This window comes from Sagittula salina (assembly GCF_017813235.1).
Taxonomy (GTDB): Bacteria; Pseudomonadota; Alphaproteobacteria; order Rhodobacterales; family Rhodobacteraceae; genus Sagittula; species Sagittula salina.
On the sequence record NZ_JAGISH010000006.1, the window covers coordinates 35,534 to 50,326 of the forward strand.

Below are 14,793 nucleotides of genomic sequence, written 5' to 3' on the forward strand. Positions count from 1 at the left end.
GACGGGCAAGGGGCAGATAACACTTTGGGCGCATGGCAGTCATACAGGCTCAGGCTACAACGGAGGCGCTGGCGCATTCGCGCCTTCCGCAAACGGCACGACCTGCGGCCCGTCGCCAATCGCACCGACCAGATCCGCAGCTCCGATTTGCTGCTGTTCTCGACCCAGCGAAACGAAGGCATCCGGCTGCCGTATTTCCTGCAGTACTACCGCGACATGGGCGTGAACCACTTCTTCTTTGTCGACAACGACAGCGACGACGGTTCGCTCGACTGGCTGGCGCGACAGTCTGACGTATCGGTCTGGACGACGCGCGCCAGTTACAAACGCTCGCGCTTTGGCATGGACTGGATGAACTGGCTGCTGATGAAATATGGCCACGATCACTGGTGCCTGACCGTCGACCCCGATGAGTTGTTCCTCTACCCGTTCTCCGACACCCGCCCCCTGCGCGCGCTGACCGACTGGCTCGACGCCTCCTCGATCAAATCGTTTTCGGCCATGCTGCTGGACATGTACCCCAAGGGCCGCATCGACCAGCATCCCTACAGTGCCGGGCAGGATCCGCTGGAGGTCGCCAGCTGGTTCGACGCGGGCAATTACACGATCACGAAGAACCCGCTATTCGGCAATCTCTGGATACAGGGCGGACCGCGCGCCCGCATGTTCTTTGCCGAGACACCACGGCTGGCGCCGGCCCTGAACAAGATCCCGCTGGTACGCTGGGACCGCCGCTACGCCTATGTTTCCTCCACCCACAACCTGCTGCCGCGCGGGCTGAACCAGGTCTACGACGAGTGGGGAGGGGAGAAGGCATCGGGCGTCCTTCTGCATACGAAATTTCTCGCTTCCTTCACCACGAAGGCCGCAGAGGAACTGGACCGCCGCCAGCACTACGGCGCCAGCCGCGAATACATCGCCTACGCCGAAGGCGTAAGGGAGAACCCCGACCTCTGGTGCAAGTGGTCGGAGAAATACATCAACTGGCGCCAGCTCGAAATCCTCGGCCTCATGTCAAAAGGCAACTGGGCGTGAGCGTCGGCATCATCATGCTTGTGCACACGGCCTTTGAACGTGCGGAACAGGTGGCGCTGCACTGGGCAAGGGGCGGCTGCCCGCTGGTCATTCACGTAGACAGCGCCGTGCCCCAGGCAAATTTCAACGATTTCCGCGAGCGGCTGAAGGCCGTGCCGGGTGTTCTGTTCTCCAGACGGTACCGCTGCGAGTGGGGCACATGGGGGTTGGTCGCGGCCTCGCAGGCGGCATCCGAACTGATGCTCAAGACGTTCGGAGACGTGCGCCACGTCTACCTCGCCTCCGGGTCCTGCCTGCCGTTGCGCCCGGTCGAAGAACTGACAGGCTATCTCGCGGAACGCCCGCGCACCGACTTCATCGAAAGCGCCACCACGGCGGACGTGCCGTGGACGGTGGGCGGCCTGGACCACGAACGTTTCACCCTGCGGTTCCCCTTTTCGTGGCGCAGGAACCGCTTGCTCTTTGATCGTTTCGTCGAAGTGCAGCGGCGCATCGGCTACAAGCGCCACATCCCCAAGGGCATCACGCCGCACATGGGATCGCAATGGTGGTGCCTGACCCGGCAGACGCTTTCGGCCATCCTCGAAGACCCGGAACGGCCCGCCTACGACGCCTATTTCAAACAGGTCTGGATTCCCGACGAATCCTACTTCCAGACATTGGCACGGCAATACGCCACGCAGATCGAAAGCCGCTCGCTCACGCTGTCCAAATTCGATTTCCAGGGCAAACCGCACATCTTTTACGACGATCACCTGCAACTGCTGCGCCGGTCGGATTGCTTTGTCGCGCGCAAGATCTGGCCGCATGCGGACCGGCTGTATGACGCGTTCCTCACCGACCCGAACCGCGCGATGTCGCGGCAGGAACCCAACCCCGGCAAGATCGACCGCATCTTTGCCAAGGCAGTGGATCGCCGGACACGCGGCCGCCCCGGTCTATACATGCAGTCGCGCTTTCCCAACACAGGCTGGGAAAACGGCGTGACGGCGGAGAAATATTCAGTGTTTCAGGGCTTCACAGAACTCTTCGTCGATTTCGAAAGCTGGCTTTCGCGGGCGACGGGGGCGCAGGTGCAGGGCCATCTTTTCGCGCCGGAGCGGGCGGAATTCACCGGTGGGCAGCCCCTGATCAACGGCGCGCTGTCCGACAATCCAAAGCTGCGCGATGCCAATCCCAAGGGTTTCCTGACCAACCTCATCTGGAACACGCGCGGCGAACGCCAATGCTTCCAGTACGGCCCGCGCGACAACCCCGATATCCTGCCGCACATATCCCGCGATCCCAATGCCCAGATCTCTGTGATCTCGGGCGCATGGGCGGTGCCGCTGTTCAAGTCCAACGCCAATTTCGCCGACATCCGGGCGCAGGCCGCGAAGCTTCAGAAGATCGAGAGCAGGATGCTCGACACCCTGCGATCCCCGGAAGTGAAGGCGCGCATCCGCATCTGGTCCATGGCGGAATTCATCGAAAGCCCGATGGAGCCGCTGCAGGTCATCATCGACGAGATCGGACAGACCGCGCAGCGCCGCCTTGCCGAAGCGCCACGGCTGGAAAACCTTGTGGGCTTTGGGCAATTCCTCCAGAACCTGAAGAACCAGGGCATGCACCCCTACCTGATGGGCGACTTCCCCGTCGACCCGGCGCCGCGCAACACCCGCGGCGGGGCGCGCAAGCCCTACCTCGTCAAGAAGTGACCAAGGACAGATGGCCAAATTCGACTGCTTCGTGATCTTCGCCGAGATGCGCACCGGCTCGAACTTCCTCGAGGCGAATTTGAACGCCTTCGACGGGCTCAATTGCTTCGGGGAGGCATTCAACCCGCACTTCATCGGCTACCCCAAGTCGGAGGACATCCTCGGCATATCGCAGGCCGAGCGCGACCGCGATCCCACGCGCCTGCTGAACCAGATCCGCAAGGCGACGCCGGGCGGGTTGGGCGGCTTTCGCTACTTCCACGACCACGACCCCCGCGTGCTGGACAGCCTGCTGACCGACCCGAAGGTGGCGAAGGTCGTGCTGACGCGCAATCCGGTGGATTCCTACGTTTCGTGGAAGATCGCGCGCGCCACCGGCCAGTGGAAGCTGACCAATGTGAAGCGACGCAAGGAATCGAAGGCGCATTTCGATGTTCGTGAATTCGAGGAACACGTCGCCGACCTTCAGGCCTTTCAGCTGTTGTTGCTGAACACGCTGCAGAAGACCGCGCAGACCGCCTTCTACATCGACTACGACGACCTGCAGGATCTTGGGGTAATGAATGGCCTCGCCCGCTGGCTGGGGACGTCCGAGCAGAAGGACAGCCTCAATACCGCGCTGAAACGCCAGAACCCGGAGCCCATATCGGAGAAGGTCGAGAACTTTGACGACATGCAGCGCGCACTGGCCCGTCACGACAGCTTCAATCTGACCCGCACGCCGAATTTCGAACCGCGCCGCGGCCCGGTGGTGCCGGGTTACCTCGCCTGCGCGACAACGCCGCTCCTGTACATGCCGATCCGCTCCGGGCCGGAGACGATGGTCACCCGGTGGATGGCCGCTCTCGACGGTATCTCCCCGACAGACCTCACCGGCGATTTCACCCAGGGCGCGCTGCGCGCCTGGAAACGCGAACGCCCCGGGCACCGCAGCTTTACCGTGATCCGGCACCCGCTCGCTCGCGCACATGACTGCTTCTGCACAAAGATCCTCTCGACAGCCAAGGGCAGCTTCAAGGGCATCCGCCACACGCTGCGCCGCGTGCACGCCCTGCCCATTCCAGAAGGCGAGCCAGGCGATGACTACAGCCCAGAAGCGCACCGCGAGGCGTTCACCGCGTGGCTCAGGTGGGTAAGGGCCAACCTCTCCGGCCAGACCGCCGTGCGCGTGGATGGCCATTGGGCCACGCAGGCGCAGTGCCTGCAGGGCATGGCGGATTTCACCCTGCCAGACATGATCGTGCGCGAGACGGAGGCCGAAACCTACCTGCCCGCGCTCGCCATGCAGGTAGGCCACCCGGCCCCCGCCGACCCGGTGCCGCAGCCGAACCGCGCACCCTACAGCCTCGCCCAGATCCACGACGGTGAAATCGAATCCCTCGCCCGCGAGGCCTACCAGCGCGATTACGTCATGTTCGGCTTCGACGACTGGGCCTGAGCAGACCTTCGGCGGCAATCGCCGCCTGACGGACGGCGCCAAATGGACAAGCAGTGCTTCGCTTCGTCCCGGTGCGGATGTTTCACCGGGTATCTCACCCGGCCAGCCCGGGATACCGTCCGCCTTGTCCCGGTCCACGGGGTCCGCGCGCCGGGTGAAACGGCCGCCCTGCCGTGACGAAAGACGCCCGGTCCATGGACCGGGCGTTTCACGAGACGATGGCCAGGCGCTCAGGCGGCTTTCACCACCTCGGCTTCGGTCAGGATGGTGAAAAGCGTTGCCGGGTCCGGGTTCGCCCTAAGCTTGCCGCAGAGGCCCGCGTCGCGCAGGGTACGCGACACCAGCGCGAGCGCCTTCAGATGCTCGACCCCGGCCTCTTCGGGCGCGAAGAGGGCAAAGACGATATCCACCGGCTGCCGGTCCACTGCGTCAAAGTCGATGGGACGCTCCAACAGGAGGAAAACGCCCAGCACCTCCTCCAGTCCGGGAATGCGCGCGTGCGGCAGCGCCACCCCGTGGCCGACCCCGGTCGGACCAAGGGACTCGCGCTCCAGCAGCGCCTCCACCAGCGTCTGGGCGTGCAGCCCATGCGCGGTCTCGGCGAGGTCGGCAATGTCGTGCATCACCCGCTTCTTCGAGGAACAGGAGGCCATGACCTTGACGGCCTGTGGTTTCAGAAGATCGACAAACTTCATGTACAAATCCCGAGGGTCAACGCACGGCCGACGGCTCGCTCGGGGATCAAGGATCGATCCAGCCGATATTGCCGTCCTCGCGCCGGTATACGACGTTTACCCCATCCTTTTTCTCATTCCGGAACACCAGCACCGGGGCACCGGCGAGCTCCATCTGCATCACAGCTTCGCCGACTGACAGCGACGGGATCTTTGTCTCCATCTCCGCCACGATGATCGGCTGAAGCGTCTCGGGCTCGGATTCGTTGCCCTCATCATGGTGCGCGAGGATATAGGAGGAGGCCCCGAAAGATTCAACAGGTTCCGTACGGTCCTTGTGGTGGTCCTTCAGGCGGCGCTTGTAGCGGCGCAGTTGCTTGTCCATCTTCTCCACGCAGGCATCCAGTGCCGCGTAGATTTCCGTCGCGTGCCCCTTGGCCGCGGCGTTCAGGCCGCTGGACAGGTGCACCACGGCCTCGCAAACATACTCATGAGCGGACTTCGAGAACACAACGGTCGCATCGGTCGGGCGCTGCGAATATTTGTCCAGCGCAGCCCCCAGTTCGTTCTGCACATGGGTCTGAAGCGCTTCGCCGATGTCGATATGTTTTCCCGTGATCTGGTAACGCATGTTCCGTCCTTCTCTTTGAGCACCGACAATCCCCCCGGGGGCGACAGGCCCCGGACCAGGAAATCATCGGTTCAGGAAAGGCGCCCTGCGCCGACCAGAGCGGAACACCCCCGGAGACCGGGACGAGCGCGACTGCCTATGGCCGTGTTGCAAAGCACCATACCCATAATTGGAGGCGAAAGCCCTTCGCCTGTCAATGGAAACCGCGATCACATCATCCGCCGTCAGGGGGAAACGCACCCTTGAACTACACGCGTGGTAGACAGGGTATTAATGTGCACGCAACGATCCGCCGAGGGACGGCCAGCACGCGTCAGACCATGCCGGAACGGGGGCCGGAACGGGGGCCCGAACCTGCCCGACCGTGTCAGGCGCGCCCGCACTTTCGCAGACCCCTTCGCCCGGATCAGGACGGATCAGGCCGGATCAGGCCAGATCAGGCCAGCCGGAAGTTGTCGCCGAGGTAGACGCGGCGCACGTTCTCATTTTGCACAACCTCTTCGGGCGTGCCGGACATCAGCACCTGCCCATCGTGAAGGATATAGGCACGGTCGACCAGCTCCAGCGTCTCGCGCACGTTGTGGTCGGTGATCAATACACCCAGCCCCCGCGTTTTCAGATCCGCCACCAGATGCCGGATATCCCCGACGGAGATCGGGTCCACCCCGGCGAAGGGTTCGTCCAGCAGCAGGTACTTCGGATCGGCAGCAAGGCAGCGGGCGATTTCCACCCTGCGGCGTTCCCCGCCGGACAGCGCCAGCGCCGGCGCGCGGCGCAGGTGCTCGATGGAGAACTCGCCCAGCAACTCCTCCAGCCGCTCGCGGCGGCGATGCGCGTCCTTTTCCGCGATGTCCAGCACCGCGCCGATGTTGTCCTCCACCGAAAGACCGCGAAAGATCGACATTTCCTGCGGCAGGTAGCCGATGCCCATCCGCGCGCGGCGATACATCGGCAGGTAGGTGGCATCGCGCCCATCGATCAACACCTGCCCCGCGTCCGGGTTCACCAGCCCGGCGATGGCGTAGAAGGAGGTCGTCTTGCCCGATCCATTCGGACCCAGCAGCGCCACGACCTCGCCCCGGTCCAGGCGCATGGTCACGTCGCGGATGACGACGCGTTTGCGATAGGCCTTGCGCAGGTGGTTCACGCGCAGTCCACTGTCGCCCTCCGTCACGGTCAGCTCCGGGCGCGACGTCCTGTCTTGCGCCGGGGTCACTGGCTGGCCTTCTGATCGTCAGCCGGTTGCAGCACCGTTTTCACACGGCCCGACATATTGGCGGTTCCGGTTTCGAGGTTCACCACCATGCGCTCCGACGTGACCGCGCTCGGCCCCTGCGTCAGCAGCACATTTCCGGTCATTACCACGGTGCCGTTCGAAATGTCGTAATCGGCGCGCTCGGCCTCCGCGGCCTCCGTGCCGCTGACAAGGATAACGCCGCCGGTCGCCTCCATGCGCTGGATCTTGCCCTGCTCCTCCGAATACACGACCAACACGCGCGGCGCGGCGAGCCGCATCTCGCCCTGCACGATGACTACGTTTCCGGTATACAGCGCGGTGCCATCCTTCTGGTTGACGGACAGCGCATCGGCGGTGGCCTCCACCGGGGCCGAGGTGTCCTGCTGCATGCCATTGCCGAATGCGACCTCGGTGCCCTGCGCCTGCCCCGGCGCCGGAAGCCCCATCGATAGGGTCAGGAACAGCGCCGTCAGAATGGCTCGGGTCATGGGTCATTATCCTTTGCTGGCGGCTGGTATATCAGCTTTACGCCGCCGGTGAAGAGCATTTGCACCGCGCCATCCGCGTCGGCCGGAAGGATCTGCATCTTGCCCGCCTCCAGCGTGCCCAGCGGCCCTTCGCCCTGAACGGGGGCGAGGCTTTCGGCAGCGGTGCGGTCGATGTCGGACACCAGCGCCTGGGTTTCCAGCCGGTAACCGAGGCTGTTGGTGATGATCACGCCCTGATCCAGATGAATGCGCCGCTCACCGTTGCGCAGGGTGCCCAGCGTCGCGGTCAGGTCGATGGCGCTGCCGTCCTTCATGCGCAACTGCGCCACCAGCGCATCGGCGGCGATGTCACCGCCCTGCAGCGGGCGGGCGCGCTCTGCCGTCATGGTCAGCAGGTCGCCGCTCTGTGTCGTGCCGGAATATTGCGGCGCCGCGACCCCCTCGAGGATCGTTCCGCCGCCCTCCAGCGTGTCGGCAAAGGGAACGTTCTCCAATGGGTCGCGCCCGGATGAAAACAGGAACAGCGTCGACAAAAGCGCCAGCGCCGCCAGCGGCAGCACCACCTTCAGCCAGGCGATCACGCGGGAATAGAGGCCGTCGCCGCGCATTGCCGCTCACATATGCGCGAAAATGTCGGTATCGGCCCAGCCCGCCAGGTCGAGCCGCGCCCGCATCGGCAGGAAGTCGAAGCACGCCTGCGCCATCTCCAGCCGCCCCTCCCGGTCCAGCATCGCGGTCAGCGCCTCCCGCAGGCGGTGCAGGTGCAGCACATCGGAAGCGGCATAGTCCAGCTGCGCGCCGGTCAGCTCCGCCGCGCCCCAATCCGACGATTGCTGCTGCTTCGAGATATCCACACCCAGCAACTCCTGCGTCAGCGTCTTCAGGCCGTGGCGGTCGGTGTAGGTCCGTACCAGGCGGCTGGCGATCTTTGTGCACCAGACCGGTTCGGCCAGCGCGCCAAAGGCATTGTACATCGCGGCGATATCGAAACGGCCGTAGTGAAACAGCTTCAGCACGGCCGGATCGCGCAGCAGACGGGCAAGGTTCGGAGCCTCCGTCTGGCCCTGCGCGATCTGCACCAGATGGGCGTGCCCGTCACCACCCGACAGTTGCACCACGCACAGCCGGTCGCGGTGCGGGTTCAGCCCCATGGTCTCGCAGTCGATGGCCACGACCGGCCCGAGGTCGAGCCCCTCCGGAAGGTCGCGCTGGTACAGGTGGTTCGCCATGATCCCGCTCCGTCCGGGTGAAACTCTCGTGCGGGACATATCCCCCGCACGCTGCCGGATCAACCGCGCCCGCCAACGGGGCGTTGCCACATTCCGCCTGTCGATTCGCCGGAATAAGGCGCAAGACGACGCATTTGAGGCGCAAATGCGACCCTTGAGCGGTGCGATTCGGGCACCCCCTGCGCACCCCAAACGCCATCTGTAACATTTCGTGAGCAAAACCGTTCGCGCTGAAATTGTTCAAAACAGATCGTTTCCAATTTTGAAGTAAACCGTTTCCGCCCGGACATACACCGCACTCTACGCGCGCAGCCCATCTGCCCGCCAATCCCCATTTCCCTTTACTCGACTTATAATGGCGAACGATTCCCGCTCTCGCCCACATTTGGCCCAGAGCAGGAAACGCTACTTGGCGCGAAACTGCGATCTCGCCCCCCTCCCATTCGGGTCGACATGACGCCAATGCGCGGATTTTCTGCCGTTTGGCGCCATTGTCGCAACGGTTGAACGCTGCCACACAGACAACACCAACACGCTGCAAACACGGAGCATTCAACCCAAACCTGTATTGCCAAGCCTTTATTGACGGAAACAGGGCAGATGGGCATAACGAAGAGGTCGCGCGGGTTCGTCACAGTGTCGCCGCAATCCGCACAAAACGGCACTTGGGGGTTGGTGCTTCCATTACGGGAGTCAATGGGTACGTCTGCTGCGAACTGCCTTGGAAATCCATCGGTGAACTGAGCACGGGGCATCCGCTGCCCTGACGCAAGGGCGCGTGTCCGCGCCCCGGCGGAGCCATGCCCGACAACATCGCCCGACCACAGGCGTCGAACCAGACCAGTCCCGTTCCGTCACGCATGACTGAAGGAGGTCATCTTGACACTACACATACGTCAGCCGCTGCCAACGGCATCGAGCATCGAGACCCTGATCGACGACGCGCTTTTTGTCGGCGCGCGCCCCACACCCTACCGCGACAGCATGAAGCGTATGCTGGATGTGGGAATCGTCTTGCTTCTGGCGCTGCCGGCGGCGCTGCTGACCCTCGTCTTTGCCCTGCTGGTGGCCTGCGACGGGCACAACCCGTTCTACCGGCAGACCCGCGTCGGCCGGAACGACCACAGCTTCCGCATGTGGAAACTGCGCTCCATGGTTCCAGACGCCGACCGCCTGCTTGAGGACCACCTCGCCAGCAACCCGGAGGCCCGCGCCGAGTGGGACCGCGACCAGAAGCTGCGCCACGATCCGCGCATAACCCGGATCGGGCGACTGATCCGCAAGACCTCCATCGACGAGCTGCCGCAACTGTGGAACGTGGTGACCGGGGACATGTCGCTGGTCGGCCCGCGCCCGATGATGCTGTCGCAGCGCGCGATCTACCCCGGCACGGCCTATTACTCGCTGCGACCGGGCATCACCGGATACTGGCAGACTTCCGTGCGCAATGAATCGAGCTTTGCCGAGCGTGCCGGTTTCGACTCCGCCTACCTGCGCGACCTCTCCCTCTTTACCGACCTGAAGGTGCTGCTGAAGACAGTGCGCGTCGTAATCGACGGCACCGGCTACTAAGGTCACGCCCCTGAGATGAGAAAGCCCCGCCGGATCACGCGGAGCTTTTTGCCGTCCGTATCCGGCAACATCGTCAGACCCAGGCGACCTCTGCCGTCATCACCTGGCGTCCATCCGGCCCGCGCACCCACATCTGGCCCCCGCGCCGGCACAACTCTGCCGGCTCATGGTGCATCAGCGCCGCGCTGCCCCGGAAACTGAACGCCTTCAACGCCCCGTCGCGCGCCGCCATCAGCATCAGGCGCTGTGCCAGCAGCGGGCCGTGCACCACCAGCCCGTCATAGCCCTCGACCTCGCGGGCATAGGCTTTGTCGTAGTGGATGCGGTGACCGTTGAAAGTCAGCGCCGAGTAGCGGAACAGCTGGGTCGTGTCGAAGCGCAGGACCTCCCGCGCGGCCTCGTCCAACGGCGCCTGTGGCGGCACGGGGCGCGGCGCGTCGGGCGCGGCGTCCTCGCGGTAGACCAGATCCTGCGTATCGACGACGCAGAGCGCGCCGCCCTGCGTGATCCGATGCTCCAGCGTGACAAATCCCAGCGCCCCGCTGCGCCCCTGCTTGCGCGCGACCGACAATCTGGTCGAGGTCCGTTCCGCCGGTATCCCGGCGCGCAGCGGCGCGTGGAACGTCAGCCGCCCGCCCGCCCACATGCGGCGCGGCAACCCGAGGTCCGGGATCAGGTCGTCGCCGGTGCGCGGATGGCCGTCACGGCCCAACGCCTCCGGCGGACGCGCATCCCAGAAATATACCTGATGAAAGAACGGCGGCAGCGGATCGCCCGCCGCGATGGTGCCGGACAGGCCCAGCGTCGCCATCAGAGCCTGCGCGCGGGCCGGGTCCATCGCATCGACCTGCGTGCGTTGCGGCTGGACTTCGGTCATGTGTCGGTGTCCATCTTCGGTCGCGCGGCATGGGCTTCGGCGGCGCGGCGCAGGTCGGCCATCAGCTCATCCAGCAGGCGGATCCCCGTGGCGTCGGTCAGGCGGCCCCCGGCGTCCCATTTGGTTGAGGTGTTGCCCACCATGACCTCCGGCCCGGGCAGCAACAGCGGTCGAAAGGCCGTCAGACAGAGCCGCGTCATCGCCTGCGCGCGGGGCCCGCCCGCCGCACCGGCGGCGGCGGACATCAGCGCCACGGGCTTGTCCCGCCACGGCGCGCCGGGGGTGCGACTGATCCAGTCGAGCGCGTTCTTCAGCGCACCGGAGATGCCCTTGTTGTATTCGGGCGAGGCAACGATCACCGCATCCGCGTCGGCAATCGCCCGGGCGGCCTGCGATACCTCCGCCGGGATACCGGGGTCGGCCTGCATGTCGGCATCGAACAGCGGAAAGCGGATGTCGAGCTCCGAATAGGTGCAGGGACCAAAGCGGTGTGCGGCCTCCTGCAACAGCAGACGATTGGTAGATGCGGCGCGCAGCGATCCGCAGAGGCCGACGAGCGTTAATTGAGTCATGAGATCTCCTGTCCGTGCCCTGCGCACTATCCAAAGAAAAAGCGCCGCGGCAAGGCGGCGCTTTTCCGGAACTTTAAAGCGGATGCGATCAGGCGTTCGGCAGGATCACGATTTCCACGCGACGGTTCTGCTGCTTACCCTCGGCCGTGAGGTTGGTCGCGATGGGCTGATCCTCGCCGCGGCCAATGACCTGAACGCGACCCGAGGGTACGCCCTGCGACAGGAACACGTTCGCCACGGACTGGGCCCGGCGCTGCGACAGGTTCTGGTTGTAAGACGCTGCACCATCGGAATCGGTGTGGCCGATAACCTGAACAGTGGTGTTGGGGTACTGCAGGAGCGAAGCGCCCACGTCCTTGATGTCGCCCAGCAGTCCGCCCGAGAGCGTCGCACTGTCGGTGGCAAAGAGGATGTCCTGCGGCATGGTGACGATCAGACGGTCGCCGGTGTTGCGGATGCCGACGTTGCTGCCCAGCTGCTGGCGCAGTTCGGCTTCCTGCTTGTCGAGCTGGTTGCCGATGGCAGCACCGGCGGCGGCGCCCAGGACGGCCCCGGCCACGGTGGCGCGATTGCGCTCGCCGACATCATCACCCCCGGCCAGACGACCCGCGACGGCCCCGCCGACCGCCCCTACCAGCGCGCCGGTCTTGGCCTGGCGGTTGGGGTCGTTCTCGTCGAACATCGGGCCGGTGGTGCAGGCGGTCAGGCCCAGCATCGCGACAGTGGAAAGCATCAGTGCGGAACGGATCATTCTATCTCTGGCCTCTCGGTCGTTTGTTATTCAGTCTGGCATCAAGGTCCGGCCGGGTGATCCCGGGCGCGGCGCTGTCCTGAAGGCTTAATGCCACAGCCCGGCGAAAGGTTCCCGAGAAAATCGCCCCTGTCGCGGAATTTGGCGGCAATTCGCCACCCTCCACCACAAGGCGAGGTTTCGTCGCGAAACCCATAGCATTTACAGTATGTTAACCATTTTTACGCGCGCCATATGCGGCAACTTCCCGCCGGATGCGCCACCCCAAAGGCCCAAATGCCTGTCCCCGGGGGCACGGAGCCGCGCGTCACCCGGTTTCCTTCCCGCCACTCCGGACGGTAGTCTGGGGCGAGGCAGAAAAACAGGAGAAAGCAATGCGCAAGGCAGTGCTGGCGGCGCTGGCCGCCATCGGGCTGGGGGCCGCCATGACCGGAAAGGCGGAGGCGGCCTGGCTGGGGAAATACGAGGTCTTCGGCGTCGAGGAGGGCGACATGCTCAAGATGCGCGCCGGGCCGGGCACCGGTTTCGTCGTGCTGGTTGGACTGCCGAATGGGGCGATCCTGCGGGTGTATTCCTGCGAGCGGGCGGGGGCGACAACGTGGTGCGACGTGGCCTTCGACCGGGCGCCCGCGCTGCGCGGCTACGTCTCCGAAGCCTATATCCGCCAGCGCTGACCCCTTCGGCGGACGGCAGCGAGCGCCGCCCCGTGCCGCCCCAACGCCGGATCAGGCTTCCAGGCGAGCGGGCGGCGCGTCCTCCGCATCCACCCGCGCCGCTTCCCAGGCCAGCAGCGCGCGTTTGACCGGCAGCCCCCAGTGGTAACCGCCCAAGCCGCCTGACTTGCGCAATGCGCGGTGGCAGGGAATCAGGAAACTGACCGGATTGCGCCCGACGGCGGTGCCCACGGCGCGAACCGCCTTTGGGTGGCCGATGCTGCGGGCGATTTCGGAATAGGTGGTGACGTGCCCGGTGGGGATGCGCATCAGCGCCTCCCAGACCTTGATCTGGAAGGGCGCGCCGATCAGGTAGAGCGGTACCGGACCCTGGTCCGTCTGGCCGAAGGCCGCCATGACCCAGGGGCGCAGGCGTATCGGGTCCTCCACGTAGGTCGCCCGGGGCCAGCGCCCTGAAAGATCGCTCATGGCGTGCTCCGCCGTGGTTTCGGCCGCGAAGCCGATCCCGCAGAGCCCCTTGTCCGTGCCCATGACCAGCGCCGGACCAAAGGGGCTTTCGAACCAGCCCCAATAGATCGTCAGCCCTGCGCCCCCCTTGGCGAAATCGCCGGGACTCATCGCCTCCCATCTGAGAAACAGGTCGTGAAGCCGTCCTCCGCCCGAGAGGCCGGCGGCATGGGCCGTGTCGAGCGTGGTAAAGCGGTTTTCCAGCAGCGCCTTGGCGTGGCCGAGGGTGAAATACTGTTGCAGGCGTTTCGGCGAGACCCCGGCCCAGCGGGTAAAGAGGCGCTGGAAATGCGCCGGGGACATGTTCATCTCCGCCGCGAGGGTGTCGAGGCTGGCCTGCGGCCCGAGGCGGTCGACCGCCTCGATGGCGCGGCCCATGACGGCGTAATGATAGCTTTGGGTGTCGGTCACGGGTGTCTCCTTTGGGTGAAGGATAGCCCGGGAAACGGCGCCCGCGCAGCCCGAAACATGCGCTTTTTTGGGGGCGCGGACCGGGGCGGCGCCCCGGCGGAGCGGTTGGGGGGGGCGGTCAGAGCGGACGGCGGGGACGGGCGCCGAGGAGGGCGTCCTGCATCTCGCTGATCTGGGACCCGAGCCGGTCGGGGACGGGGCGATAGTCGGAGCGCTTGCCGATCACGGAGGGGTCAAGGTTATGATCCGAAAGATGTTTTGCCAGTTGCGTCTGAAGCGTTTCGCGCTGTCGGGGTGTGAGGATGCAGGTATAGCCCTCGGCGGGATCTTCGTCCGGCACAGTCCAGCCGTCGCAGGCGACGCCAATGGCGATGGCACCCGCGTTGTGGTTCAGCACGAAGGCCGGGGTGCGGCCCACCGGCCTGGCGAGCTTTACCGAGCCATCGAGCGCGACATAGAAGTGGAAGCCGATGTCGGCCCAGCCGAGTTTATCGACATGGTAGGCGCGGAAGTCGGACATGGTGGCGTCGGCCTCCGCCCCCACCCAGATACGGGTGATCTGCCGTCCGGTCAGTGCGTCGATGCCACCGATCCGTGTGGCCTCTTCGTCCTGCGGGACGGAGGTGGCGATGTCGTCATAGTAGGCTTTCCATTTGGCCTGAAGTTCGGGATTGGTTGAAACGGCGGCGAAGTAATGCGCGAAGCGCAACCGGCTGGCGAGGTCTTCGACCAGCGCGAACTGCAGGAATTCACCGAGGTATTTCTGCTCGAACTCAAGCCGTTGCAATTCGCGTTCGTGGGCGAAGCGGGCCTCTTCGAGGCGGACTTCGCGAGTCTGGAAGTGCCACGAGACGATGGAGGTCAGCAGCGTCAACCCCACGGTGCCGATCAGCCATTTCCACAGGTCGAGCCGATACCGCATCCGGTAGAGCGCCTTGCTGTCCTCAGCGCTCAGTTCGGACAGGTCGAGTTGCGGCTCGTCGGGCATCGCGGGAAATCC

General features: G+C 65.0%; 16 protein-coding genes. 5 read left to right on the forward strand and 11 right to left on the reverse strand.

The features are described from left to right. Positions 1–24: 24 nt before the first annotated feature. Genes J5474_RS11455 through J5474_RS11465 form a run of 3 tightly spaced genes read left to right on the forward strand, consistent with a single transcriptional unit; the run spans position 25 to position 4,170 of the window. Positions 25–1,035, forward strand: coding sequence for a glycosyltransferase family 2 protein (locus tag J5474_RS11455; protein ID WP_209361059.1), 1,011 nt, complete (start codon positions 25–27; stop codon positions 1,033–1,035). After that, positions 1,032–2,732 carry a DUF5927 domain-containing protein gene (locus J5474_RS11460; RefSeq protein ID WP_209361060.1) on the forward strand — a complete coding sequence of 567 codons (1,701 nt, stop codon included), beginning with the start codon at positions 1,032–1,034 and terminating at the stop codon, positions 2,730–2,732. Before J5474_RS11455 ends, J5474_RS11460 begins: the two co-directional genes overlap by 4 nt. Positions 2,733–2,742: 10 nt before the next feature. After that, positions 2,743–4,170: a sulfotransferase family 2 domain-containing protein gene (locus tag J5474_RS11465; protein WP_209361061.1), complete on the forward strand. Its 1,428-nt coding sequence runs from the start codon at positions 2,743–2,745 to the stop codon at positions 4,168–4,170. A 230-nt stretch (positions 4,171–4,400) separates the two neighbouring features. On the opposite strand, the gene J5474_RS11470 is transcribed toward J5474_RS11465, so the two are convergent. The 6 genes from J5474_RS11470 to J5474_RS11495 all read right to left on the reverse strand — a co-directional run bounded on the left by J5474_RS11470 (position 4,401) and on the right by J5474_RS11495 (position 8,429). After that, positions 4,401–4,865 carry a PTS sugar transporter subunit IIA gene (locus tag J5474_RS11470; RefSeq protein WP_209361062.1) on the reverse strand — a complete coding sequence of 155 codons (465 nt, stop codon included), beginning with the start codon at positions 4,863–4,865 and terminating at the stop codon, positions 4,401–4,403. A gap of 46 nt (positions 4,866–4,911) precedes the next feature. After that, a complete protein-coding gene (gene hpf / locus J5474_RS11475) occupies positions 4,912–5,475 on the reverse strand; it encodes a ribosome hibernation-promoting factor, HPF/YfiA family (protein WP_209361063.1) in 564 nt (187 codons plus the stop codon). Positions 5,476–5,911: 436 nt separating this feature from the next. After that, on the reverse strand, positions 5,912–6,691 hold the full coding sequence (gene lptB / locus J5474_RS11480) for an LPS export ABC transporter ATP-binding protein (RefSeq protein ID WP_209361064.1): 780 nt from the start codon (positions 6,689–6,691) through the stop codon (positions 5,912–5,914). Further along, positions 6,688–7,200 carry a lipopolysaccharide transport periplasmic protein LptA gene (gene lptA / locus J5474_RS11485; protein WP_209361065.1) on the reverse strand — a complete coding sequence of 171 codons (513 nt, stop codon included), beginning with the start codon at positions 7,198–7,200 and terminating at the stop codon, positions 6,688–6,690. Before lptA ends, lptB begins: the two co-directional genes overlap by 4 nt. Continuing rightward, positions 7,197–7,808, reverse strand: coding sequence for an LPS export ABC transporter periplasmic protein LptC (gene lptC, locus J5474_RS11490; protein WP_209361066.1), 612 nt, complete (start codon positions 7,806–7,808; stop codon positions 7,197–7,199). The genes lptA and lptC overlap by 4 nt, the downstream gene beginning before the upstream one ends. Positions 7,809–7,814: 6 nt before the next feature. Beyond that, complete coding sequence (locus tag J5474_RS11495) at positions 7,815–8,429, reverse strand: ribonuclease D (protein ID WP_209361067.1); 615 nt, start codon at positions 8,427–8,429, stop codon at positions 7,815–7,817. A gap of 879 nt (positions 8,430–9,308) precedes the next feature. On the opposite strand from J5474_RS11495, the gene J5474_RS11500 reads away from it, so the two are divergent. Continuing rightward, a complete protein-coding gene (locus J5474_RS11500; protein WP_209361068.1) occupies positions 9,309–10,001 on the forward strand; it encodes a sugar transferase in 693 nt (230 codons plus the stop codon). A gap of 73 nt (positions 10,002–10,074) precedes the next feature. Here the strand turns inward: J5474_RS11500 and J5474_RS11505 are convergent, their stop codons facing one another. The 3 genes from J5474_RS11505 to J5474_RS11515 all read right to left on the reverse strand — a co-directional run bounded on the left by J5474_RS11505 (position 10,075) and on the right by J5474_RS11515 (position 12,201). Further along, on the reverse strand, positions 10,075–10,878 hold the full coding sequence (locus J5474_RS11505) for an HTD2 family dehydratase (protein WP_209361069.1): 804 nt from the start codon (positions 10,876–10,878) through the stop codon (positions 10,075–10,077). Then, positions 10,875–11,450 (reverse strand): NADPH-dependent FMN reductase, encoded by a 576-nt coding sequence (locus J5474_RS11510; RefSeq protein ID WP_209361070.1) that lies wholly within the window; start codon positions 11,448–11,450, stop codon positions 10,875–10,877. The genes J5474_RS11505 and J5474_RS11510 overlap by 4 nt, the downstream gene beginning before the upstream one ends. Before the next feature lie 88 nt (positions 11,451–11,538). After that, positions 11,539–12,201, reverse strand: coding sequence for a YiaD family glycine zipper/OmpA-like lipoprotein (locus J5474_RS11515; RefSeq protein WP_209361071.1), 663 nt, complete (start codon positions 12,199–12,201; stop codon positions 11,539–11,541). A 374-nt stretch (positions 12,202–12,575) separates the two neighbouring features. On the opposite strand from J5474_RS11515, the gene J5474_RS11520 reads away from it, so the two are divergent. Then, positions 12,576–12,875 carry an SH3 domain-containing protein gene (locus tag J5474_RS11520; protein WP_209361072.1) on the forward strand — a complete coding sequence of 100 codons (300 nt, stop codon included), beginning with the start codon at positions 12,576–12,578 and terminating at the stop codon, positions 12,873–12,875. Between the two features lie 51 nt (positions 12,876–12,926). Here J5474_RS11520 and J5474_RS11525 read toward each other — a convergent pair whose 3' ends face one another. Together J5474_RS11525 and J5474_RS11530 are read right to left on the reverse strand one after the other, a co-directional pair. Then, a complete protein-coding gene (locus tag J5474_RS11525; protein WP_209361305.1) occupies positions 12,927–13,760 on the reverse strand; it encodes a methylated-DNA--[protein]-cysteine S-methyltransferase in 834 nt (277 codons plus the stop codon). A 151-nt stretch (positions 13,761–13,911) separates the two neighbouring features. Beyond that, positions 13,912–14,781, reverse strand: coding sequence for a peptidoglycan recognition protein family protein (locus J5474_RS11530; protein ID WP_209361073.1), 870 nt, complete (start codon positions 14,779–14,781; stop codon positions 13,912–13,914). Positions 14,782–14,793 lie beyond the last annotated feature (12 nt).

What these genes read in the sequence shown, in the direction of transcription:
- J5474_RS11510 (WP_209361070.1), bottom strand. Translation starts at nt 11,450, where the DNA reads ATGACTCAATTAACGCTCGTCGGCCTCTGCGGATCGCTGCGCGCCGCA.
- hpf (WP_209361063.1), bottom strand. Translation starts at nt 5,475, where the DNA reads ATGCGTTACCAGATCACGGGAAAACATATCGACATCGGCGAAGCGCTT.
- J5474_RS11530 (WP_209361073.1), bottom strand. Translation starts at nt 14,781, where the DNA reads ATGCCCGACGAGCCGCAACTCGACCTGTCCGAACTGAGCGCTGAGGAC.
- J5474_RS11515 (WP_209361071.1), bottom strand. Translation starts at nt 12,201, where the DNA reads ATGATCCGTTCCGCACTGATGCTTTCCACTGTCGCGATGCTGGGCCTG.
- J5474_RS11470 (WP_209361062.1), bottom strand. Translation starts at nt 4,865, where the DNA reads ATGAAGTTTGTCGATCTTCTGAAACCACAGGCCGTCAAGGTCATGGCC.
- J5474_RS11520 (WP_209361072.1), top strand. Translation starts at nt 12,576, where the DNA reads ATGCGCAAGGCAGTGCTGGCGGCGCTGGCCGCCATCGGGCTGGGGGCC.
- J5474_RS11495 (WP_209361067.1), bottom strand. Translation starts at nt 8,429, where the DNA reads ATGGCGAACCACCTGTACCAGCGCGACCTTCCGGAGGGGCTCGACCTC.
- J5474_RS11465 (WP_209361061.1), top strand. Translation starts at nt 2,743, where the DNA reads ATGGCCAAATTCGACTGCTTCGTGATCTTCGCCGAGATGCGCACCGGC.
- lptC (WP_209361066.1), bottom strand. Translation starts at nt 7,808, where the DNA reads ATGCGCGGCGACGGCCTCTATTCCCGCGTGATCGCCTGGCTGAAGGTG.
- J5474_RS11525 (WP_209361305.1), bottom strand. Translation starts at nt 13,760, where the DNA reads ATGGGCCGCGCCATCGAGGCGGTCGACCGCCTCGGGCCGCAGGCCAGC.
- J5474_RS11505 (WP_209361069.1), bottom strand. Translation starts at nt 10,878, where the DNA reads ATGACCGAAGTCCAGCCGCAACGCACGCAGGTCGATGCGATGGACCCG.
- lptA (WP_209361065.1), bottom strand. Translation starts at nt 7,200, where the DNA reads ATGACCCGAGCCATTCTGACGGCGCTGTTCCTGACCCTATCGATGGGG.